This window comes from Sinorhizobium arboris LMG 14919, from assembly GCF_000427465.1.
In the GTDB taxonomy this organism is placed as follows: domain Bacteria; phylum Pseudomonadota; class Alphaproteobacteria; order Rhizobiales; family Rhizobiaceae; genus Sinorhizobium; species Sinorhizobium arboris.
This window is the reverse complement of record NZ_ATYB01000014.1, coordinates 2,700,686-2,723,546: the sequence shown is the minus strand read 5'-3', so window position 1 is coordinate 2,723,546 and position 22,861 is coordinate 2,700,686. Positions and strand designations below refer to the sequence as shown.

The window sequence follows — 22,861 nt, the reverse complement described above, 5'->3', positions numbered from 1 at the left end:
TTATGTTCCCTCCGTTGTCCGTCAGACATGGAGATGCATGTGGCCGCCGTCGCGTCGAAGGAAGCCTTCCTGCCCTTTCGCGAGTACCAGACCTGGTATCGCATCACCGGTTCGCTCGACAGCGGCAAGCTGCCGCTGGTCGTTGCCCACGGCGGACCGGGCTGCACCCACGACTACGTCGATTCCTTCAAGGGGATCAGCGAGATCGACGGACGCGCGGTCATTCACTACGACCAGCTCGGCAACGGCAACTCCACGCGCCTTCCGGACAAGGGCCCGGATTTCTGGACACCTGACCTGTTCCTCGGGGAACTCGACGCGCTGCTGAAGCATTTGGGCATCCAGGATCGCTATGCCTTTCTCGGACAGTCCTGGGGCGGCATGCTGGGCGCGGAACACGCGGTTCTAAAGCCCACGGGTCTGAAGGCGCTCGTCATCGCCAATTCGCCGGCCAACATGCATACCTGGGTGGCGGAAGCCAATCGCCTGCGCGGGGAACTGCCGAAGGCGGTTCAGGATACGCTGCTCAGGCATGAGCAGGCCGGGACGATTACCGATCCGGAATACATCGCCGCCTCGCGCGTCTTCTACGACCGCCATGTCTGCCGCGTCACGCCGTGGCCTGCGGAAGTCGCGCGCACCTTTGCGATCATGGACGAGGACAATACGGTCTATCGCAACATGAACGGCCCGACCGAGTTCCACGTAATAGGCACGATGAAGGACTGGACGATCGAGGACCGGCTGATGCGGATCGAAGCGCCGACCCTTTTGATTTCCGGAAAATACGACGAGGCCACGCCGCTCGTCGTCAAGCCGTATGTGGATCGCGTGAAGGGCTGCGAATGGGTGCTGTTCGAGCATTCCAGCCACATGCCGCATGTGGAGGAGAAGGACTTGTGCCTGGAAACGGTCTCTCGTTTCCTGTCATCCCACGATACCGACGCTTGATAAGGCGACGCGCCGTTTCGTTCATGCTCTTCAGGTGGGCGTAGCCGGGACGGCGTTTCCCTCGAGCTCTGCCGCCTTGGCGGCATAGCGCTGGGCAATGACCGCACAGGCCATCAACTGGATCTGATGGAACAGCATGACCGGCAGGACGATCATGCCGATGTTCTGTCCGGCGAAGATCGCGCTCGCCATCGGAATGCCGCTCGCCAGGCTCTTCTTCGATCCGCAGAAGGTGATGGCGATTTCGTCCGGCCGGTCGAACCCGAGCAGCCGGCTGCCGAATGTGGTGGCCACCAGAATGAGCGCGAGGAGGACGATCTCGATGGCGATGAGGATTGTAAGATCGCTCAGCGTGAAGGAGCGCCAGAGGCCGGCCGTGACGGCTTGGCTGAAAGCCAGATAGACGACCATCAGGATCGAACCGCGATCGACCGGCGCGAGCAGTTTTTTGCGGGCGCGAATCCAGCGCCCGATCCAGGGCTGCAGGATCTGGCCTGCGACGAAAGGAGCGAGGAGCTGCAGGAGGATCTGTTCGATTGCGTCGAGCGATACGCCTCCGTGTCCGCCGGCCGAGAAGATGACGCCGACGAGAAGCGGTGTCAGGAACACGCCGATGATGTTGGATGCCGATGCCGCGCAGACGGCTGCCGGTACATTGCCGCCGGCCATCGACGTGAATGCGATCGACGATTGTATCGTCGAGGGCAGAACGCAGAGAAAGAGGATGCCGGTATAGAGCGACGGCGGCAGGATCCAGGGCGGGACGAAGCCGACGAGCAGTCCGAGGAGCGGGAAAAGGGCGAAGGTCGAAAACAGGATCGCCAGGTGCAGCCGCCAATGCAGGAAACCGGCAACGACGACCTCGCGCGAAAGCCTTGCGCCGTGAAGGAAGAAGATCAGGCCGACCCCCAGCTTCGTCGCGAGGGCGAACCAGGCTGCGGCGGCACCCTCGATGGGCATGACTGCTGCGAGAGCGACTGCCAGCAGCAGGAGGATGGTAAAGGTGTCGGGGAGGAAACGGCGCATGATTGCCGTGTAAGCCCATCCGGAAGCCGGATGCAAGCGTTATCGGCCGCGGCGCGCGTCGCATTCAAGCGATTTCATGCGACGCGCCAACGCTTCGAAGCCACGCACTTCCGCACGCAAAACACACTTTTCCTGGAGGCCGTGCCCGCCCGTTTCAGCACGCGGCGACGAAGCGATCGACGTCCTCGGCGCGTGTGGCGAAGCTGGTGACCAGACGAAAGAGCCCTTCGTCTTCTGCGAGGCTGCCTTCGAGATCGTGCGGAACTTCCCAATCGTAGAAGAGCGCGCCCTGCTGCCGCAGCCGGCTGGCGGCCTCCCGTTTCAGCACGACGAAAACCTCGTTGGCGTCGGGCGCCCAGGCCAGCCGACTCTCGGCCGAAGCGGTGATCCCGTCAGCGAGACGGCGCGCCATGGCGTTGGCGTGGCGGGCGAGGTCGAGCCAGAGGTCTCCGGCGAGATAGGCGTCGAACTGGGCGGCGACGAAGCGCGATTTGGAGAAGAGCTGGGCCGAACGCTTACGCAGGAAATGCATCTCCTGCGCCCTGGAGGGATCGAAGAGCACCAGCGCCTCGGCGCACCAGCAGCCGTTTTTGGTTCCGCCGAAGGAGAGGAGATCGATGCCGCGCTTCCAGGTCATCTCCGCCGGTGTCGTCCCGAGACTTACCAGGGCATTGGCGAAGCGGGCGCCATCCATGTGCAGCGGCAGTGTCTGGGATCGGGCGATCGAGGCGATCGCTTCGATCTCGCCGAGCGAATAGACAGTGCCGCTCTCGGTCGCCTGCGTCAGCGTCACCGCCATCGGCTGACCGCCATGGACGTTCTCCTTTGGGAAACGGCGAATTTCCGCCTCGAGCTTCGCCGGATCCATCTTGCCGCGCGCGCCACCGACGGCGGACAATCTCGCGCCGTGCGAAAAGAACTGCGGGGCACCGCACTCGTCGACGTTCACATGCGCTTCGCGATGGCAGAAAGCGATACCGCCCGCCCGATTGGCGATGGAAAGCGCAAGAGAATTCGCGGCGGTTCCGGTGCCGACGAAGAATACGGCGACGTCCCTTTCGAACACCTCCGAAAATCTCTCTTCCACCTTCCGGTCGAGCTCGCTCGTGCCGTAGGCGGAAGCATAGCCTTTGGCATGCGTGACCAGACTTTCGGCGATCGCCTGATGGGCGCCGGCCCAATTATCGGAGGAGAAGATCATCGTGAAGCTACCCTGTTCGTGTCGAGCCAAGCGCCGGGACAGGCGCGTCGGCGCGACCATAGCGGAGTCGCGCCGGCAGGCAAGCGGTGCCCCAACGATGCGGGCGCCGTAGAGCCAACCGGAGACCAGTTTGAAACCAAAGCGAAGAAAGCGCCGAATGCGGGTAATTAAATTTCAAAACCGCGAAATTTCCGGCAATGTTCGGCAAAATCTCTGCCATTATTTGCGGTGAAGGCCCTTGCGAAGGGGGGCGCTTTCTGGCATAGAGCGCATGAAATAGGACAGGTTTGCTGTCCTATTTCGGTCTAGGGGCCGGAACAATCGCCGGAAGCGTAGTGAAATGCGACAGCCGGCGTGGAGCGCGAGGGGTTTCGCCGGATTTCATCCGGTTGTTATTCCCTGCGAACAGGATGGTCGCGGACATCAGTGCCTGACGCAGCCGCGCTTCATTTGCGACCTGATCAGGATCATGCGACGATAATACCCCGGCTTGCCGCAGTGCGAAGAGCGCCATGCGGCAATTGCGTGCGGGCCGCGTTACGCCCGGAGTTCCCGGGTTCAACAGGAGGGAAAAGATGACGGATCATTCGCCATCACGACAGATTGGGCTCAACCTCGCGCAAGACGCTGCGACGGCTGTGAAAACGCCCGTATTTTCCTCCGGACTGCCGCGAAAACAGGGGCTCTACGATCCACGAAACGAACACGATGCCTGCGGCGTCGGCTTCGTCGCCCATCTTAAGGGCGAGAAGTCGCACCAGATCGTGCGTGACGGCCTCTTCATGCTGGAGAATCTGACGCATCGCGGTGCGGTCGGTGCCGATCCGCTGATGGGGGATGGCGCCGGCATTCTTGTCCAGATCCCCGATCGCTTCTTCCGCGAGGAGATGGCGAAGCAGGGCGTTACCCTGCCCAAGGCGGGCGAATATGCCGTCGGTTATCTCTTCATGCCGCGCGACGAAAAACTCATTGCGCATTTCAAGGAAGTGATCAGCGAAGTCGTGGCCGAGGAAGGCCAGGTTCTGCTCGGCTTCCGTGACGTGCCGGTCGACAATTCGTCGCTCTCCAAGGCGCCGGACATCGCCGCGACCGAGCCGCACCATGTCCAGGTGTTCATAGGGGCAGGCCGGGAGGCGGCCGCCAACGACGAATTCGAGCGGCGCCTGTTCACGCTCCGAAAGGTGATCTCGAACCGCATCTATGCGGAAGCCGACGGCGGCGATCTCGGCTTCTATATCGTGTCGCTGTCGACCACCACCATCGTCTACAAGGGCATGTTCCTCGCCTACCAGGTGGGCGCCTATTACAAAGACCTCGCCGACGAACGCTTCCAATCGGCCGTTGCGCTCGTGCACCAGCGCTTCTCGACCAACACCTTCCCGTCCTGGAAGCTCGCGCACCCCTATCGCATGGTTGCGCATAACGGCGAGATCAACACGCTGCGCGGCAACGTCAACTGGATGGCGGCACGGCAGGCTTCCGTTTCCTCGCCGCTCTTCGGCGACGACATCTCCAAGCTCTGGCCGATCTCCTATGAGGGCCAGTCGGATACGGCCTGTTTCGACAACGCGCTCGAATTCCTCGTGCGCGGCGGCTATTCGCTCTCGCATGCCGTCATGATGCTCATCCCCGAGGCCTGGGCCGGCAACCAGCTCATGTCGCCGGAACGCAAGGCTTTCTACGAATATCATGCGGCGCTGATGGAGCCGTGGGACGGGCCGGCGGCGGTCGCCTTCACCGACGGCCGCCAGATCGGCGCCACGCTCGACCGCAACGGCCTGCGCCCGGCGCGTTATATCGTCACCAGCGACGACCGCGTCATCATGGCGTCGGAGGCCGGGGTGCTGCCGGTCGCCGAGGACAAGATCGTCAGGAAGTGGCGGCTGCAGCCGGGCAAGATGCTGCTGATCGACATGGAACAGGGCCGCATCATCTCGGACGAAGAGGTGAAGTCGTCGCTCGCCGGCAAGCATCCCTACCGCCAATGGCTGGACAACACCCAGCTGATCCTCGAAGAGCTGAAGCCGGTCGAGCCGCGGGCGCTACGGCGCGACGTGTCGCTGATCGACCGCCAGCAGGCCTTCGGCTACACCCATGAGGATACGAAGCTCCTGATGTCGCCGATGGCGACCACCGGCCAGGAGGCGATCGGCTCGATGGGGACCGACACGCCGATTTCGGCGATGTCCGACAAGCCGAAGCTGCTCTACACCTATTTCAAGCAGAACTTCGCTCAGGTCACCAACCCGCCGATCGATCCGATCCGCGAGGAACTGGTGATGAGCCTCGTCTCCTTCATCGGTCCGCGGCCGAACATCCTCGACCACGAGGGCATGGCGCATGCGAAGCGGCTGGAAGTCCGTCAGCCGATCCTGACCAATGGCGATCTCGAGAAGATCCGCTCGATCGGGCATACCGAAGACCGTTTCGACACGAAGACGCTCGATTTCACCTACGACATTTCGCGCGGTGCCGAGGGCATGCCGGAAATGCTCGATCGGCTCTGCGAACGCGCTGAGGCCGCAGTCAAGGGCGGCTACAACATCATCGTGCTTTCCGACCGTCAGATCGGTCCTGACCGCGTCGCGATCCCGGCGCTGCTCGCGACCGCGGCCGTCCATCACCATCTGATCCGCAAGGGTCTGCGCACGTCGGTCGGTCTCGTCGTCGAATCGGGCGAACCGCGCGAGATCCATCATTTCTGCCTGCTCGCCGGCTACGGCGCGGAAGCGATCAACCCCTATCTCGCCTTCGACACGCTTATCGACATGCACAAGCGCGGCGAGTTTCCGAAGGAAGTTGACGAGAAGGAAGTCGTCTACCGCTACATCAAGGCGGTCGGCAAAGGCATCCTCAAAGTCATGTCCAAGATGGGCATCTCCACCTACCAGTCCTATTGCGGCGCGCAGATCTTCGACGCGGTCGGCCTTTCGTCCAAGCTGGTCGGCAAGTACTTCTTCGGCACGGCGACGACGATCGAAGGCATCGGCCTCGAAGAGATCGCCGCCGAGACCGTGGCGCGTCACAAGGCTGCCTTCGGAAGCGATCCGGTACTTGCCAATACGCTCGACATCGGCGGCGAATATGCGTTCCGGATGCGCGGCGAAAGCCATGCCTGGACGCCGGACGCAATCGCGTCGCTGCAGCATGCCGTGCGCGGCAATGCCGAGGACCGCTATCGCGAATTCTCTGCGATGATGAACGAGTCGGCGACCCGCATGAACACGATCCGCGGGCTCTTCACGATCAAAGGGGCCGAGGCGGTTGGCCGCAAGCCGATCCCGATCGAGGAAGTCGAGCCGGCGGCGGAGATCGTCAGACGTTTCTCGACGGGCGCCATGTCCTTCGGCTCGATCAGCCGCGAGGCGCATACGACGCTCGCGGTCGCGATGAACCGGATCGGCGGCAAGTCCAACACGGGCGAAGGCGGCGAGGAAAGCGATCGCTACCTGCCGCTGCCGGACGGCTCGACGAACCCCGAGCGGTCGGCGATCAAGCAGATCGCCTCCGGCCGCTTCGGCGTCACCACCGAATACCTTGTCAATGCCGACGTGCTGCAGATCAAGGTGGCGCAGGGGGCGAAACCCGGCGAAGGCGGCCAATTGCCGGGACACAAGGTCGATGCGACCGTCGCCAAGACGCGGCATTCGACGCCGGGTGTCGGCCTCATCTCGCCGCCGCCGCATCATGACATCTATTCGATCGAGGATCTGGCGCAGCTGATCTACGATCTGAAGAACGTCAATCCGCAGGCCGACGTCTCGGTCAAGCTGGTGTCCGAAGTGGGTGTCGGCACGGTTGCGGCCGGTGTAGCCAAGGCGCGCGCCGACCACATCACCATTGCCGGCTTCGACGGCGGCACCGGCGCTTCGCCGCTGACCTCGCTGAAGCATGCGGGCAGCCCATGGGAGATCGGCCTTGCCGAAACGCAGCAGACGCTGGTGCTCAACGGTCTGCGCTCACGCATCGCGCTGCAGGTCGATGGCGGTCTCAAGACCGGCCGTGACGTCGTCATCGGGGCGTTGCTCGGCGCCGACGAATTCGGCTTCGCGACCGCACCGCTGATCGCGGCCGGCTGCATCATGATGCGCAAATGCCACCTGAACACCTGTCCTGTCGGCGTCGCCACCCAGGACCCGGTGCTCCGGAAGCGTTTCAAGGGGACGCCGGAGCATGTCATCAACTACTTCTTCTTCGTTGCAGAGGAAGTGCGCGAGATCCTCGCATCGCTTGGCGCCAGAAAGCTCGACGACATCATCGGGGCCTCGGATCTTCTCGACCGCGACCGGATGATCGAGCACTGGAAGGCGAGGGGCCTCGACTTCTCGAGGATCTTCCACAAGGTGGAGGCTCCGAAGGAAGCGACCTACTGGACGGAGCGCCAGAACCATCCGATCGACGACATTCTCGATCGCAGGCTGATCGAGAAGGCGAAGCTGGCGCTCGAGACCAAGGTGCCGGTCGCCTTCGAGGCCGAGATCAAGAATGTCGACCGCTCGGCCGGCGCGATGCTTTCGGGCGCGCTTGCCAAGCGCTGGGGCCACAAGGGGCTCAAGGACGATACGATCCACGTGACCCTCAAGGGCACGGCGGGCCAGTCCTTCGGCGCGTTCCTGGCCCGCGGCATCACCTTCGATCTCGTCGGTGACGGCAACGACTATGTCGGCAAAGGGCTCTCGGGCGGGCGCATCGTCGTCCGGCCGCCGGAGAACACGCGGATCGTGCCGCACCAGTCGATCATCGTCGGCAATACCGTGCTTTACGGCGCGATTTCCGGGGAATGCTACTTCAACGGCGTCGCCGGCGAACGCTTTGCGGTTCGCAACTCCGGCGCAATCGCGGTCGTCGAAGGCGTCGGCGATCACGGCTGCGAATACATGACCGGCGGTGTCGTCGTGGTTCTCGGGGGTACGGGCCGCAACTTCGCGGCCGGCATGTCCGGCGGCGTGGCTTACGTGCTCGACGAGGAGGGCGACTTTGCCCGGCGCTGCAACATGGCCATGGTCGAGCTGCAGCCGGTGCCGGAGGAAGACGACATGCTGGAGAAGCTGCATCACCATGGCGGCGACCTCATGCACAAGGGCATGGTGGACGTCTCGGGCGACATGACGCGCCACGACGAGGAGCGGCTCTACCAGCTCATCTCGAACCACCTGCACTATACGGATTCGACCCGCGCCAAGGAGATTCTCGATCACTGGGCGGATTATCGGCCGAAGTTCCGCAAGGTGATGCCGGTCGAGTACCGCCGCGCGCTCGAGGATATGGAGCGCATGAAGATGGCTGAAGCGGCCGAGTAACCGGCCCTCGTGAAAACGGCTCCCGCCCGGTACCGGATTCGGGAGCCATCACGCGCGCTTGAGGCGCGCCTGTTGAGATTGAAGATATCAGGATCATAAGATGGGCAAGGTTACTGGGTTTTTGGAGATCGACCGGCAGGTGGCGAAGTACCAGCCGGCATCCGACCGCATCCGCCATTTCCGCGAATTCACCATTCCGATGTCCGATCAGGAAGTGCAGAAGCAGTCCGCTCGCTGCATGGACTGCGGCATTCCCTATTGCCACGGGCCGACCGGATGCCCGGTGCACAACCAGATTCCGGACTGGAACGATCTCGTCTATAACGGCAATTGGGACGAGGCGATCCGCAATCTGCATTCGACCAACAACTTCCCGGAATTCACCGGCCGCGTCTGCCCGGCGCCCTGCGAGGAAGCCTGCACGCTGAACCTCGAAGACGTCCCGGTCGCCATCAAGACGGTCGAGCAGGCGATTGCCGACAAGGCCTATGAGATGGGCTATATCGTGCCGCAGCCGGCCGTGACCAAGACCGGCAAGAAGGTTGCGGTGATCGGGTCCGGGCCGGCCGGCATGGCAGCTGCCCAGCAGTTGGCGCGCGCCGGCCACGAGGTGCATGTCTACGAACGCGAGTCCAAGCCCGGCGGTCTGCTGCGTTACGGTATCCCGGATTTCAAGATGGAGAAGAACTTCATCGACCGCCGCGTCGAGCAGATGCGGGGCGAGGGCGTGACCTTCCATTGCGGCGTCAATGTCGGTGTCGATGTCGCCGTGCAAAAGCTTGCCGATGAGAACGACGCCGTGCTCTATTGCGGCGGCTCCGAGACGCCGCGCGACGCCGGCATTCCGGGCGTGGAGCTCGTCGGCGTGCACGACGCCATGCCATATCTGGTACAGCAGAACCGCCGCGTCGGCCGCGAAAACATCGACAGCGTGGGTTGGCCGTCCGAGCCGATCCTGGCCGGCGGCAGGCACGTCGTGGTCGTCGGCGGCGGCGACACGGCATCCGACTGCGTCGGAACCGCCTTCCGCCAGGGCGCCGTCAAGGTGACGCAGCTCGACATTCGCCCGCAGCCGCCCGAGAAGGAAGACAAGCTTGCCGTCTGGCCTTTCTGGGCGACGAAGATGCGTACCTCCTCCAGCCAGGCCGAGGGCGCGGTACGCGAATTCCAGGTCGCGACGCTCGAATTCATCGGCGACGAGGACGGCAATCTCATCGGCGTCAAATGCTGTCAGGTCGACGATCGCCGCAAGCCGATTGCCGGCACCGAGTTCATCATCAAGGCCGATCTGGCCTTCATCGCCATCGGTTTCCGCGGCCCCTTCACCGACAGCGTTCTCAAGGACCTCGGCGACAAGCTGACGCTCAATACGGATCGCCGCGGCTCGACCAATGTCGTCGCCAACGAGCGCGACTACAGGACTTCGGTCGACAAGCTCTGGGCGGCCGGCGACATTCGCCGCGGCCAGTCGCTGGTCGTATGGGCGATCCGCGAAGGCCGGCAGGCGGCGCGCGCGATCGACGAGGCGCTGATGGGCTCGACGGTGCTGCCGCGGTAGTTCGCTGCGGCACAGCCCTCGCCTCCGGGAGGAATCCCGTCGCAAGGGCGGCCGGATGTGTGGGGCGAGGCGGTTTCCCGGCGAGCCTCATTTCCGCATCAGCGTGTGGTGCTGCCGGGTTGGCCCTGCTTCGTCAGCCGGAAATCGTCGATGCGTCCGGGCGGCGCGGCCACAACCTCGCCCTTTTCGATGAGCCGGTCGCGCGGGCTCTTGCCCGTGCTTTTGAGGGGCGTATCGCCGCCGAGAAGGGCGGTCGCTCCGTCCAGTTCCGGGTCGATAAGGCTGATCGGCTGCGTCTTCACGATATCCTCGTTGGCAAGCGGCTTGCTGACGACCAGGTCCTTCAGACCTTCCGCGCCAGGAACGTCCGTGGTCGCGGCCGCTTCGCCCAGTTCGACCTGCCGTCCCCACTCAGCGGGAATACCTTTTTCCGATCCCCCGGCCTGCCGTCCACGCTTCCGTTTGGCAAACTTTGGGTCCATTTGACCCATGGATTGACAGATTTTCCCAGCGAAAACAGGGTTTGGAAATCGTGGATTAGACTAATCCCCTGAACACACGAACCCCTATGCTACCTGCAAGATGATCGTAGCAAGCTCTCGCCCTCCGCAACGGCTCCGGCGTGGGCATGGTTGTACTGGCCTGAGCTCCCGTCGCCGCCTAAGACAGGAGGCAATGACTTCGGCAACGGCTGGAGAGGCAACCCGGTATATGACAAGACGTCCGCGCTTCTCAGACTCTACAAGGTCGTGATTCCGCTTGCGCAGGTGATTTGAGACATTTGGTTGGGAAGCACCTGTCAACTCCACCAGTTCAGCGACAGAGCAAGGCCCTCGTCAGCCTCGGAGCCTGTAGCTTTTTTGGCTGGGGGTACCAGGTAAGATATTGGAGCATTTGCAATCTGCGGGGATCTGCCCGCATGCCAGCGATAGCTTCTGCTACTTCTAGTTATCCAGTCATTGACATCGCCTACGTAGAGGTGTCACATATCACTTTGTGATGATATGTGGATTTTGAGCGAATGGCGAAGATTGCGAATTTGCCTGCATTCAATCTCGCTTTGTCCAATGTCATTTTTGGCACTATCGGTCTTTTCGCTGTGCAAGGCGCTCTGCCGCCCTTTGTGACCGTCTTCTGGCGGTGCGTCTTTGCAACCCTGTTCCTCCTGGCTTGGTGCGCGACCTTTGGCTACCTGAAGCCGGCCAAACTGTCCGCCAAGTTGCTGCTGTTGGCCGCCGTCGGAGGTATCGGAAACATCGGCAGCTCGGTCGCTCTCTTCAGCGCCTACGGCTATACGACGATCGGTACAGCGACGATCATATATCACATTCAACCGTTTTTCGTCGTCCTCATTGGCACTGCTCTCTTCAGGGAAACAATAAAACCCACGGAGATATGCTGGATCGGCCTCGCATTCGCAGGACTGGTTCTCTCGACCGGCTTCGTTGGCACTTCAGTACCGGAAGAAAATTCCTGGTATCTCGGCGTCGGGCTGTCGCTCATCGCTGCCTTTTTGTATTCGGTCGGAACGGTCATTGGCAAAGGCTTGGGCGAACAGCGGCCTGAGGTCACGACGCTCATGCAGACGTTGGTCGGCGCGTTGATACTCTCCCCTTTTGCAGAGCTTCTTCAGCCTGTCCCAAGTGCGTCCTGGAAATGGCTCGTATGCCTCGGTGTCTTGCACACGGGAATTGCGTATGTGCTGATGTTTTCGGCGTACCCACACCTTCGGACGCCGGTCATTGGCGTTCTCGCATTTCTTTTTCCCCTCGTCTCGATCCTCGTTGATTGGCTCGCGTACGGAAAAGCGCTTCAGCCGGCACAATGGGCTGGGTTGGCCTTGATTATGTTGGGAACCTTAGGAGTTCAGTTGGGGTGGCGACCGCGCCTTCGTCGCCACCCTATCGCAGCACAACCCCCTGCTTTGGAGTGACGAAACACAAGCTGAGCCGATCTACGTCAGAGGTGCCACGAAATTGCAGCGGAGTAACCGATGGGTGCAACGATGGAACATACTCTCCAACTGCCTTCGATGACGTCATCTCGAACCACCGAAACGCTGTCGAGGAGGCGACTGAACCCGGTTCCCATAGCCTTCAAAAGCGCCTCCTTACGGGTCCACAGCGAAAAGAACGTTTCCATTTGGCTGCTGACGTCGGTTCCGAGGAACAACTGATGCTCGTCTTCACAAAAATATCTGTGCATCAAGTCGCCGGCGTCACTTACGAGACGATGCCTCTCGATGTCGATGCCAAGCTCAGTGCGGCCCGTTGCGGTCGCTACAAAATCACCGGAGTGCGAAAGGTTAAATCGAAGCCACTGAAAGCGCTGGGTGGAGAGAAATGGCTTGCCCGTTGGCCCCCGGCCGAAGACAAGCGAAGACGGCTCAACGTCGAGAATGTTGGCAAGGTTCCCCCTCAAGATCGCTTTGGCCACCAACCGCCTCGTTCGTTCGGCGGCATCGACCACCAAGCTCGTCTCGCGAAGCTCATCGGCCGGCAAACGGACCCGCAGTCTTTCAGGGATTGGCTCCTTGCCGGATACGAAACTTCCGATGTCATAGAAACTATAAACACACTCATCTCCAACAACACCCTTTTTCAACGGGAGCATCTTCTCTCCAAAAAGCGTCTGCTGAGCACACTTCTTGCGACTTGAGCCGCGGGAAAAGCCTGCCGTTACATCTCCTGAAGCTAAACGAACTCTCACTTGATGAAAATGAGCGACGTCATGAAACATGATTTTCAAGGCAACGAAGTAGCGGTTGTGGGTATTGCATGCCGGTTTCCGGACGCCGACACAACGCATGCCTTCTGGGAAAATCTGATCGCAAAGCGCGAAAGCATCGTCCGCATATCCCAGGAACGACTGCGGCAACATAGCGTGCCAGACGCCACGCTAAAAGGCGCCGATTATATTCCGGCCGGAGCCGCCTTGGAGAATTTCGACAAGTTCGATGCAGACCTCTTCAAGATGACAGCAAAGGAAGCGGAGACAACCGATCCCCAGCACCGTCTATTCTTGGAATGCGCATGGGAGGCACTCGAAGCGGCCGGCGGACTACAAAGGCGCGACGATCTTTTGGTCGGCGTTTACGGGGGAGCAGGTCCGAATACCTATCTGCTCCATTATCATGCCCAGGAGAATGCGGACGGCGAAACCAATCGTTATCTCGACACCGCGTCCGGTTTCCTCACGATGCTGGGCAACGACAAGGACTATGTCTGCACGAGGACATCTTTTAAACTCGACCTGCGCGGACCGAGCATCAATGTCCAGAGCGCCTGCTCGACGGGACTTCTGGCGGTTCATCTTGCCTGCCAGGGTCTCCAATTGGGAGAGTGCGACATCGCGCTTGCGGGCGCATCATCGGTTCTCGTACCTCACGGTATCGGATATCTCCACCAACCGGGCGGAATAGTGTCGAGCGACGGGCATTGCCGCGCTTTTGATGCATCGGCGGACGGCACCGTATTTGCAAGCGGTGTTGGTGTGGTCGCGTTGAAGCGCCTCGAGGATGCCATCGCCGATGGTGATTTCATCCATGCGGTTATCAGAGGTTCCGCAGCCAACAACGATGGAGCGGACAAGGCCAGTTTTGGAGCGCCGAGCGTACGCGGGCAGGCCGACGTTATCAGGCAAGCCCTTTCAAATGCGGGTGTCGCGCCCGACAGCATAACGTATGTCGAAACTCACGGTACCGGGACACCTTTGGGAGATCCGATCGAGGCGCGGGCTCTGTCCGAAGTCTTCGCAGGTCCGCGCGTAAAGCCGGCGACCTGCGTCTTGGGCGCGGTCAAGACGAACATCGGCCACCTTTCGGCAGCCGCCGGAATTGCCGGGCTGATCAAGGCCGTCCTCAGCCTGCAACATCGAACGATTCCCCCCACCCTCCACTTCGACGGGCTTAATCCCGAGATCAGCTTTGAAGGAACACCGTTTTTCATCAATACGGAGCCGTTGGACTGGATAAGTGATGGGCCTCGTCGCGCTGGCGTGACCTCGTTGGGAGTTGGCGGGACCAACGTCCACGTCATTCTTGAGGAGGCCCCGCCGCGAAAGGCATCCGGCGAACTTGCCGAAGCTTCGAAACCAGAAGTTCTCGCCCTATCAGCGCATTCGGAACAGGCGCTGCGCGATTTGGCGTCCAGATACCGTGATTTCCTGCTCTCTTCCGGAACCGCCAAGCTGCCGGACATCGCTTACAGCGCAAACACAGGGCTTGCGGCATTGCCACATCGTCTCGCTGTTGTTGCGTCAGATCGCTCAAAGATGGCTGAGCATTTCGACCACCTGTCGAAGACAGTTAGCAGCGTAGCGAAGACCGGTACCGGCAAGATCGCATTCCTGTTTCCAGGGCAAGGTGCTCAGTATGTCGGAATGGGGCGGGTGCTTTACGACTGCGAACCCGTCTTCCGTCATTGGATTCAGACCGCTGCCCCGCTTGTGGAGCAAGCCTGCGGCACAAATCTCTTCGACATCATCTCTCCAGCTGCTTCCGCCACTACACTGATTGATCAGGCGCGCTACGCGCAACCAGCGCTGCTGGCCTTTGAATATGCGCTTGCCCAACTCTGGGTGAGCCGCGGCATCAAACCCGATGTTCTGATTGGACACAGTCTCGGGGAATACACCGCCGCGTGTCTTTCAGGGCTTGTCGATTTTCGCGATGCACTGCGCCTGGTCGCAACTCGCAGCCGGCTCATGCAGGAGGCTCAACCCGCCGGATCCATGTTGGCGGTCGCGCTTAACGCCGAGGAGGCCACACGTCTCATCGCAGAGCGCGGTGGCAAGCTATGGATTGCGGCAATCAACGCGCCGAACAGCGTCGTCGTTTCCGGGGCTGCCGGCGAGATCATTGCCTTGCGGGAAGATTTAAGCGCCCGAGAGATTACCAACACCATCGTGAATGCTTCCGTTGCTTCTCATTGCCCATTAATGGAGCCGATCCTTCCAGCATTCGCCGGTGTAGCAGAAACCGTGATATTCTCGCCCGCGAAGGTGCCCATAATCACGAATGTAACCGGCACGATCTCGCCACAGGAAATATCAAGCCCGGCATATTGGTGCGATCATCTCCGCAAGCCGGTATTATTTGCGCAAAGCGTAGAAGCAGCACTGCAGAGGGGGGTGGAAATTTTCCTCGAAATCGGCCCCCGTCCGATTCTCTCAAACCTTGGGAAGCTCTGCCTTAGCGACCATTCAGAAGGCGAAGAAACCACCTGGGTCTCTGCACTGAACGATACGGTCGATGATCGCGAGCATGACGCCGTCGCATTGGCGGAGCTGTACAAGGGCGGCGCCAATCTAGCGTGGCGGGAAGTATATAAGGAGAAGAAGCGGAGACGCGTTCCGCTTCCGACCTATCCTTTTCAACGTCGTCGGTTCTGGCCGGCGCCCGATACTCCGGCGGAACCGTGGTTCCACAGCACCGTCTGGGTCACGGAAGAAAACATCCCACCACCACGACAATTTGCGCCGGATGTCTTGCTGCTGTGCGGCACCCGCCGAAGCTCCGCAACTGAGTTAACAACGGTCATTGAGCAGCAGATCGGCCGGACAACGGAAAGGAGATGGCGAGATCGACGGCCGATCGTCATGTATGTCGATGAGATGAAGGTCGAGCACGTACAATACCTAATCCGCAACGCCACGGAAGGCGAAACGCCTCCCAAGTGCGAGGTAATATATGTGGCCTGTCCGCGCGAGATTGCCGAAGCCGCGGACGAAAACGCCGCCCTGGAATCGATCTTTGAGACGGCAGAGTTTCTTCGCGAGATGTCTAGATGGGATGGCTCGCTCGATTTCCGTGTGCATCTCGTCACTCGAAACGCCGTCAGCGTCGGCGAACAGGACGTCTCCACCGACGCTGCGCAGGCAGCCATCTGGTCCCTAGGCACGGTGTTCGCAAACGAGCATCCCGACATCTGGGGCTCCCTCGTCGATTTAGACGATGTCTCGACCAAAACGGCGGTAAACCGTCTGTTGAAAGGCGAAGTCGGAGACCAGAGCGCATTTCGCGCAGGCCGCAGCTTCGCGGCGAGACTACAAGATATTGAACTCGCGGAGACGTCGCCGATCGCGATTGACGGCGACGCGACCTACGTGATCACAGGCGGACTTGGCGGCATAGGAAAGTCGGTCGCGCGATGGCTCGCGAATGAAGGAGCCAAAAACATTGTGCTCGTCGGTCGATCGGTGGACCACGATGTGAAGCGGCGCGAGCTTGCATCGCTGCAAATGGCAGCACCAAATCTCCGATTCGAGCCTGCCGATGTGGCGTCTGATACGGACATTGCGCTACTCTTCGAGAGGATCGACGCCTCCGGCTTTCCTCTGAAGGGAATCTTCCATGCTGCGGGCGTCAACGAGAGCAGCATGTTCCCCGACGTTTCGGATGATTCTCTCGGCAGGGCTCTGAGGCCGAAATTCCAAGGCACGATCACGCTCGACCGACATACGCGAGGGCGCGATCTCGATTTCTTCGTATGCTTTTCGTCCCTCTCGTCGATGCTGGGTTTCAAGGGCCAATCTGCCTATGTCGCCGCCAATGCGGCCATGGAAGGCATAGTGACAAGGCGGGTTCGAGAAGGTCTCCCCGGCCTTGCCATATGCTGGGGTCCCTGGGAAGGCGAAGGAATGTCCTCAACGCTCAGCGGACCACAAAGAGCGCGATTGTCGGCGATGGGGGTTCGATCCTTCTCCCCGGAAGAGGGCCTGGCGAGACTGGGTTCGCTCCTCGGCCGCTCGGGTGTGTACGGCGCATTTCCGATCGATTGGACCAACTATCTCGCTCAGTTCGGTGGACGGATGCCACCGCTGCTATCGCAGGTAGCGGTCGACGGGAAGGTCCACGAGACGCCGCGGCAGATGAAGCGACATTTCAAGGAAGAGGCGGCTGCGCTTCAGAACGGAGAGCGGGAGAAGTTCGTCACCGCCGCCGTGTCCTTGGTCGTTGCAAAAACAATCGGAGCAGCGCAGGAAACCATTGCGACAGACGTACCAATTAATCGCATGGGTTTCGATTCGCTCACCACACTGGAACTGCGAAATGCCTTGAAATCACTGGATGTGACCCTTCCCCTTGGGCCGCTGTTCGCGGGAGCCTCCGTCAGCGATATTGCACAGTTCGTTCTGGACAAAATCCAAGCCGATACGTCCTTGAAGACACAAAGAGTCGCGGCAGTGCCTGCCACGCGGGAACCTCTTGTCGTCACGAAGAAAGGCGTCGATCCGCGGCTCAAACTGGTCTGCTTTGCCTATGCTGGCGGTGGCCCTGCGGTCTTCAACGGGTGGGCTGACGGATTCGGTTCAGACATCGAAGTCGCGATCGTTCAGCTTCCAGGGCGAGGATCTCGGCTCGGGGAATCTCCACACAAAACGATGGAGGAGCTTGTTGATGAGATGGTGCCGGTACTGGCGGACTACCTCGACAGGCCATTTGCCTTCTTTGGACATTGCATCGGAGGGGTGCAGGCCTTCGAACTGACCCATCATTTACATCGTGCATGTGGCCTGCTGCCCCTACACCTCTTCGTGGCAGGCTCGAGAGCCCCGCAAATCTACACTGAAGCCCAGGCTGCGATCGATGCCGTTCAGTTCGGTGCCACGGCCGCACGTTCCGGCCTAGCGACCGATCAGGACTTCATCGACATGCTTCAGGATGTAAACTTCGCGAATAACAAGGCGCTGTTCAGGGATCCCGAGCTTCTTTCCCTGATGCTGCCGGTGATAAAAGCCGACTACCAGCTGAACAACACATACGTTTACCAGCCCAAGTTACCCCTCGCCGTACCCATTACTGCACTGGGGGGGCGGGCCGATCCCTATACAACCGGTCAGCACATTCTCGCATGGCAGGCGCACTCAACCACGCACCTCACCACTCATTTTTGCCCGGGCGACCACTATTTTATGGAAACCCAAAGTCAATTCCTCATCGAGATCGCCTCGCGCACGCTTGCGAAGCATCTCAATGAGGCCCGCAGAACGGAATTCAAGGTCTCTTCTTCCATCTGAGAGTCTATAACGGAGATTGCCATGCATTCGACGATGAAGGCCCGTATTCACGCGACCCTCTTCGCAATCGGGATGAGTTGCATCCTGCATTCTCAGGCAGCCTGGGCGCATGATGGGCGTAAACCCATCACCTTCTACGACGGTGGTTGGGAAAACATACAGATCAGCAATGCGATAGCCATCTACATCATCAGCAAAGGTTTTGAGCGCGACGCTGTCAATGTCGAATCCAATGTCCCAAAAATGCAGGCAGCGATGGAGAACGGGACCATGGACGTCAACCTCGAAATGTACAACAACCTCATGGCCGAATGGGTTAATGCACAGGTCGACGCTGGCGCTATTGTCGAACTCGGGCAAACCTATGAAAGCGCCTCCCAAGGGTTCTATGTTCCCACCTACGTCATCAAGGGCGATTCCGCGCGCGGCATCAAGGCAATAGCGCCAGACCTCAAAGGTGTTGCCGATCTCGCCCGCTATGCCGAGGCGTTCCGACAAAGCAATCCGGATAAAGAAGCGATGCTTGTAAATTGCATTCCCGGATGGGCCTGCAGGGAAATAAATCTCATCAAGCTTGCAACTTATGGCTTGGATAAGGAGCTAAATTCGATCGAGCCAGCGACCGAGAATGAACTGAACAAGATCGTTCTCAAGGAATACGAAGCCGGACGTCCTTTCGTCACCTACTATTGGGCGCCCAGCGCCATTCCGAGCATGATCGATCTCACGCTGCTGGAGGAGCCGCCTTACGAATTAGCTTGCTGGGCCTCGATCGAAAAAGTGCTGACGCCGTTCCAGCCCGGAGTGCCGGCGGAGCGCGCATGTGCCTACGAGACGATACCAATCCTGAAATATGCCACGCGGAAAATGGTCGAGGATAATCCCGACATCGTCAGCTTCCTGCGTTCGATGTTCATTGGCACGCAAACCATGGGTGAACTCGCTGCCTATATGCATCGAGAAAGGGCCAGCCCCGAAGAAACGGCGCTCCACTTCCTGAAAAACTACCGGAGCAACTGGGAAAAATGGGTGCCCGATTCGGTCGAAACTCGGGTTTCGAAAGCATTGACTCAATAGTTCGCTGCGACGCCGACCTCGGAGAGGGAAAGATATGAGCGACTTGAGCTTCCTGCACAGAATCCACGAGGCTGGTCTGCAAGACCCCCGTGCAATCGCCATCGAGTTTCATGGTGAAACCATCAGTTACGGTGCCCTCGCCGAGCGCATAGCGGCACTCTCGGCGACCTTCCTCGCGGCTGGCGTCTCGCACGGATCACGTGTGGGACTTCATCTCAGGCGCTCGCCCGACTTGGTTGCCACTCTGCTGTCCGTTCTCACCCTTGGGGCCACCTTTGTTCCCTTGCCTGTCGACTCGCCAGCTGCACGAAACAAACTCATAGCCGAAATGGCGGATCTCGATTTCCTGGTTGTGGATGACGACGATTCGGAAAGCTTTCCAGCTCCCGCACGGGTTACGCTCCGCTCGATCGCCGCACAGGATGTTTATGCTCTACCAATAGCGGCGATCGATGACGAAACGCTGGCCTATATCATGTTTACGTCCGGATCGACGGGTCGTCCCAAAGGCGTAATGGTCCATCGCCGGAACATCGCCTACTTCGTTGACGCCGTGGATCAACTCATTAACTTTCGCGATTGGGGCAAAATGGTTGCGGCTACGACATTTGGCTTCGACATATCCGTTCTTGAGCTGCTTCTCCCGCTAGCCCGCGGTGGAACGATTCTTCTCGCCGACGACCACGAGTCGAAAAGCAGCGAGGAATTGATCCGCCTTGTTGCAGGACAAGACCGATGCCTAGTCCAGGCCACACCCGCGATGTGGCGCATGATCGTTTCGTCCGGCTGGTTTGAGGATTGCGAAGTCGGCGTTCTTTGCGGGGGCGAAGCCCTTCCTTTCGATCTGGCCCGTACTCTCCACGATCGCTCGAGGGCTGCGTGGAATCTTTATGGGCCAACGGAAACGACGATCTGGTCGTTTGGCCACCGTCTTGCAGCCGAAGACTTTGTCGATCCCACCAAGTCCGTACCGATTGGCCGTCCCCTCTCGGGAACCGGTTACACCATCGAAGCGGCTTCCGAAGGTGACAACTCCGGAGAGCTCCGCATCACTGGCCCTGGTGTCGCCGCCGGTTACTTCCGCCGACCCGACCTCAATGCGGGAAAGTTCGTCGTGGCTGACGATGGCGATGCGCTTGAATATCGGACGGGCGACATCGTTGAAGAGCGCTCCGGCGGATGCTTGGCATATGTGGGGAGGAAAGACCGCCAGCTCAAACTGAACGGCTTCCGCATCGAGCCCGGTGAGATCGAGCACGTTCTCGAACGTTTGCCAGGTGTCATGCAGTCTGCGGTAAAAATCGTCGAAGGCGACGGAGGTTTAAAGCATCTGGTGGCGTACATTGTCGCTGACGAGCAAAGTCGTGCGCAGGCCATAGAGAGTTGGGGCTCCGTCTGGGACGCCACATATCGATTGCAAGAAGCTTCTGAGATGTCGGAAGGAACGGGATATACGTCCACCTTCACCGGAAGCCCTATCGAAGAGCAAGCCGTAAGAACTTGGGCGCGCGCAACCGCCGATCGCGTTCTTCGATCTTCTCCGGAAAGTGTCCTCGACGTCGGATGCGGGGTGGGTTTGCTCGGGGAACACCTGCTTTTGGCGGGTTTGTCAAAGTATCATGGATGCGATTTGTCTAGCACAGCCATAGAGTCAGCTCGCAACCGCTTGATGGATCGCGTCGGATCGTCGCCGCAGTGGTCACTGAGTTGCGCGGCTGCACATGATCTGCGCGCGCGCGTCTCCGAACCGTTCGACGTGGTGTTGCTGAATTCGGTCGTGCAATATTTTCCGGACAAGGACTATCTGTCCCTCGTTTTGCGAGAAGCCATCGCGGCGTGCAGAAACGGCGGGAAGGTCATCATCGGCGATATTCCGGCCACTTCCCTCAAATCCATCATGGCGGCTGAGATACGTTCGGCCAATGCCGTGCTCTCGGATACCGTTCTTGGCAACCGAGCAAAAGAGATTGGCCGTGGCGAACTGTGGCTCGATCCTGCTGAATTTGACACGATAGCGAGAGGGTTGAAGCGTGTTGCGGCCGTTGAAATCGATTTGCGGCTCGGCGACGGCAATGATGAGATGACGCGATTTCGCTACGATACTGTCTTGCATCTTGATTCAGACGACCGCCAACACCACGACGTAAACGAAGTATTTGACTTCATTGACATTGCCTCAAAAGGCCACCGCCTATCGCAGTGGCTGGATTCCGCCCCGAGTGCGTTCATCCTGAGAAAGATACCGAACCGCCGAATTCTGGAGGATGCTCCGGCTTTGAACTACGACGGCAGAGATGAAAGATCCGGCGTGGACGCGCTCGCCGATTTAGGTCCCCACGAGATCCGGATGTGGGCAAAAAACAAACATCGCTCTGTTTGCATTAGATGGAGCGAGCCGGTCATGGGCGCCGACATCGACATAGCCGTTACTCCGCTTGGAAGCTTCTCGCCAGCTTTTGAGCGATCACACCAGTCGATTCCAAGTGGCGGTAGAATCGCCGCGCCATTGACCTGGGCTGCCGACCGGGTGCGCGATGAACATTTTCGGAAGGCACTCAGCAACATTCTCCCGCACTACATGATCCCGTCTGAGTTCGTCTATCTCTCACGAATGCCGCTCACATATAACGGCAAGGTCGACTACTCAGCTCTGCCGGCTATCGCGGCTCGGCGGCCACCGGCGGCGATAAAGATAAGGAAGGCGGCAAATAGCAGTGTGCGCGACCAGGTAGCCGATGTCTGGTCTTCGATTCTGAACATTGCCGACCTGCCGTTGCAGCAATCATTCTTTTCAGCAGGTGGCTCCTCGATCTTGGTCGCTGAACTTGCACGACAACTGTCCGACCTCTTCGAAGTGAAAATTCCTCTCGTGGATCTCTTCGTCCATACAACGGTGACCTCGCAAGCTGCTCACATCGAGGCATTGATGTACGGGCATTCGGTGGGAGAATCAAAAGCGCCTGAAGTCAATTTCGCCGCACATTCGGACAGGCGGCGCCAAGTTCTCGCTAATACAAAATCAAGGCGAACTTCCACTCGAGAGATATAGACTATTTCCGCAGGTGTCGCTTGGCCCTGGCGCAAGGGGGGGCTGATAGGGGAGGACGGTAACCACCCATCTGCCACAGCCGCGCCGATGCTTGAGCATTCCATCAAATGCTCGGCCGGCGAAAGCCGAGCCCGCGCCCGAGGAGCAACGCCCCGCGGTCCCGATCAAGAAACCCGTGGCAGACGACTTCTGCCTGGACGACGGCAAGAAGTTCACATCTCTCAAGCGCCACCTCATGGCAAAGTTCGGTCTGACGCCGGAGCAGTATCGCGAAAAGTGGAAGCTTCCAGCCGACTACCCGATGACAGCTCCGAACTATGCCCGACAGCGCTCGGAACTCGCACGCGCGACGGGGCTGGGAAAGAAACCGGCATCAGTGCCCGCTGAAGCCCCACTCCTGCTCGCAAGAAGATCAGCCTGAAATTCGGCTGATGCCGCGGCCAGAGAGTGGTCATCGCAAGCGAGCATGTCGGCGAAGAAAGGAGAGCAAATGGTCGACTGGCGAGACCTACCGAAGAAGCTGCTATCGACGCAGCGGTGGACGAGCACGGCAAAGACGCCGCCAGCGGTCGCCTACTGCGCTCTTGAGGCGTACCGCGGCGTGGACACGCCAGAGTACCGTTTCTGGTTCGGGCTTTTCCGGAAGTTGGCGAAGCGCAAGCACGTTGGGCTTGAGCCCT

Annotated in this window: 10 protein-coding genes and 4 pseudogenes; 9 read left to right on the top strand and 5 right to left on the bottom strand. The window is 59.9% G+C overall.

Translation table 11 applies throughout. The features are described from left to right. Positions 1 to 27: 27 nt before the first annotated feature. Positions 28 to 951 (top strand): proline iminopeptidase-family hydrolase, encoded by a 924-nt coding sequence (locus tag SINAR_RS0124455; RefSeq protein ID WP_033057556.1) that lies wholly within the window; start codon positions 28 to 30, stop codon positions 949 to 951. Positions 952 to 981: 30 nt separating this feature from the next. Here the strand turns inward: SINAR_RS0124455 and SINAR_RS0124450 are convergent, their stop codons facing one another. Then, on the bottom strand, positions 982 to 1,977 hold the full coding sequence (locus tag SINAR_RS0124450) for a bile acid:sodium symporter family protein (protein ID WP_028001522.1): 996 nt from the start codon (positions 1,975 to 1,977) through the stop codon (positions 982 to 984). A 154-nt stretch (positions 1,978 to 2,131) separates the two neighbouring features. Further along, positions 2,132 to 3,178: a threonine aldolase family protein gene (locus SINAR_RS0124445; protein ID WP_028001521.1), complete on the bottom strand. Its 1,047-nt coding sequence runs from the start codon at positions 3,176 to 3,178 to the stop codon at positions 2,132 to 2,134. A gap of 575 nt (positions 3,179 to 3,753) precedes the next feature. Here SINAR_RS0124445 and gltB point away from each other — a divergent pair. Together gltB and SINAR_RS0124435 are read left to right on the top strand one after the other, a co-directional pair. Continuing rightward, on the top strand, positions 3,754 to 8,478 hold the full coding sequence (gltB, locus tag SINAR_RS0124440; RefSeq protein WP_028001520.1) for a glutamate synthase large subunit: 4,725 nt from the start codon (positions 3,754 to 3,756) through the stop codon (positions 8,476 to 8,478). Positions 8,479 to 8,578: 100 nt separating this feature from the next. Next, positions 8,579 to 10,036 (top strand): glutamate synthase subunit beta, encoded by a 1,458-nt coding sequence (locus tag SINAR_RS0124435; RefSeq protein ID WP_028001519.1) that lies wholly within the window; start codon positions 8,579 to 8,581, stop codon positions 10,034 to 10,036. Positions 10,037 to 10,134: 98 nt separating this feature from the next. Here the strand turns inward: SINAR_RS0124435 and SINAR_RS0124430 are convergent. Together SINAR_RS0124430 and SINAR_RS1000000138510 are read right to left on the bottom strand one after the other, a co-directional pair. Beyond that, positions 10,135 to 10,428: pseudogene (locus SINAR_RS0124430) on the bottom strand (DUF459 domain-containing protein); the annotation flags it as partial. Positions 10,429 to 10,602: 174 nt separating this feature from the next. Continuing rightward, a pseudogene (locus SINAR_RS1000000138510) lies at positions 10,603 to 10,860 on the bottom strand (ArsR family transcriptional regulator); the annotation flags it as partial. A gap of 197 nt (positions 10,861 to 11,057) precedes the next feature. Here SINAR_RS1000000138510 and SINAR_RS01000000133835 point away from each other — a divergent pair. After that, positions 11,058 to 11,969: a DMT family transporter gene (locus tag SINAR_RS01000000133835; RefSeq protein ID WP_050577543.1), complete on the top strand. Its 912-nt coding sequence runs from the start codon at positions 11,058 to 11,060 to the stop codon at positions 11,967 to 11,969. Between the two features lie 26 nt (positions 11,970 to 11,995). On the opposite strand, the gene SINAR_RS1000000134735 is transcribed toward SINAR_RS01000000133835, so the two are convergent. Then, on the bottom strand, positions 11,996 to 12,775 hold the full coding sequence (locus tag SINAR_RS1000000134735) for a 4'-phosphopantetheinyl transferase family protein (RefSeq protein WP_158500204.1): 780 nt from the start codon (positions 12,773 to 12,775) through the stop codon (positions 11,996 to 11,998). Between SINAR_RS1000000134735 and SINAR_RS0124415 the strand changes: the two genes are divergently transcribed. The 5 genes and pseudogenes from SINAR_RS0124415 to SINAR_RS1000000138340 form a co-directional block, all read left to right on the top strand. After that, positions 12,767 to 18,055: a type I polyketide synthase gene (locus tag SINAR_RS0124415; RefSeq protein ID WP_158500203.1), complete on the top strand. Its 5,289-nt coding sequence runs from the start codon at positions 12,767 to 12,769 to the stop codon at positions 18,053 to 18,055. The genes SINAR_RS1000000134735 and SINAR_RS0124415 overlap by 9 nt on opposite strands. Positions 18,056 to 18,076: 21 nt before the next feature. Beyond that, entirely contained in the window at positions 18,077 to 19,132 is a 1,056-nt protein-coding gene (locus tag SINAR_RS0124410) for a glycine betaine ABC transporter substrate-binding protein (RefSeq protein WP_028001516.1), read from the top strand. A gap of 34 nt (positions 19,133 to 19,166) precedes the next feature. Further along, positions 19,167 to 22,181, top strand: coding sequence for an AMP-binding protein (locus SINAR_RS0124405; RefSeq protein WP_028001515.1), 3,015 nt, complete (start codon positions 19,167 to 19,169; stop codon positions 22,179 to 22,181). A gap of 136 nt (positions 22,182 to 22,317) precedes the next feature. Further along, positions 22,318 to 22,602, top strand: a pseudogene (locus tag SINAR_RS0124400) (Ros/MucR family transcriptional regulator); the annotation flags it as partial. Positions 22,603 to 22,671: 69 nt separating this feature from the next. Then, positions 22,672 to 22,851 (top strand): annotated as a pseudogene (locus tag SINAR_RS1000000138340) (Y4oE-related protein); the annotation flags it as partial. Between the last annotated feature and the right edge of the window lie 10 nt (positions 22,852 to 22,861).

Bases quoted from the DNA above. Each gene is read 5' to 3' on its own strand.
- SINAR_RS0124455 (WP_033057556.1), top strand. From the start codon at position 28: ATGGAGATGCATGTGGCCGCCGTCGCGTCGAAGGAAGCCTTCCTGCCC.
- SINAR_RS0124450 (WP_028001522.1), bottom strand. From the start codon at position 1,977: ATGCGCCGTTTCCTCCCCGACACCTTTACCATCCTCCTGCTGCTGGCA.
- SINAR_RS0124445 (WP_028001521.1), bottom strand. From the start codon at position 3,178: ATGATCTTCTCCTCCGATAATTGGGCCGGCGCCCATCAGGCGATCGCC.
- gltB (WP_028001520.1), top strand. From the start codon at position 3,754: ATGACGGATCATTCGCCATCACGACAGATTGGGCTCAACCTCGCGCAA.
- SINAR_RS0124435 (WP_028001519.1), top strand. From the start codon at position 8,579: ATGGGCAAGGTTACTGGGTTTTTGGAGATCGACCGGCAGGTGGCGAAG.
- SINAR_RS01000000133835 (WP_050577543.1), top strand. From the start codon at position 11,058: ATGGCGAAGATTGCGAATTTGCCTGCATTCAATCTCGCTTTGTCCAAT.
- SINAR_RS0124415 (WP_158500203.1), top strand. From the start codon at position 12,767: ATGAAACATGATTTTCAAGGCAACGAAGTAGCGGTTGTGGGTATTGCA.
- SINAR_RS1000000134735 (WP_158500204.1), bottom strand. From the start codon at position 12,775: ATGTTTCATGACGTCGCTCATTTTCATCAAGTGAGAGTTCGTTTAGCT.
- SINAR_RS0124410 (WP_028001516.1), top strand. From the start codon at position 18,077: ATGCATTCGACGATGAAGGCCCGTATTCACGCGACCCTCTTCGCAATC.
- SINAR_RS0124405 (WP_028001515.1), top strand. From the start codon at position 19,167: ATGAGCGACTTGAGCTTCCTGCACAGAATCCACGAGGCTGGTCTGCAA.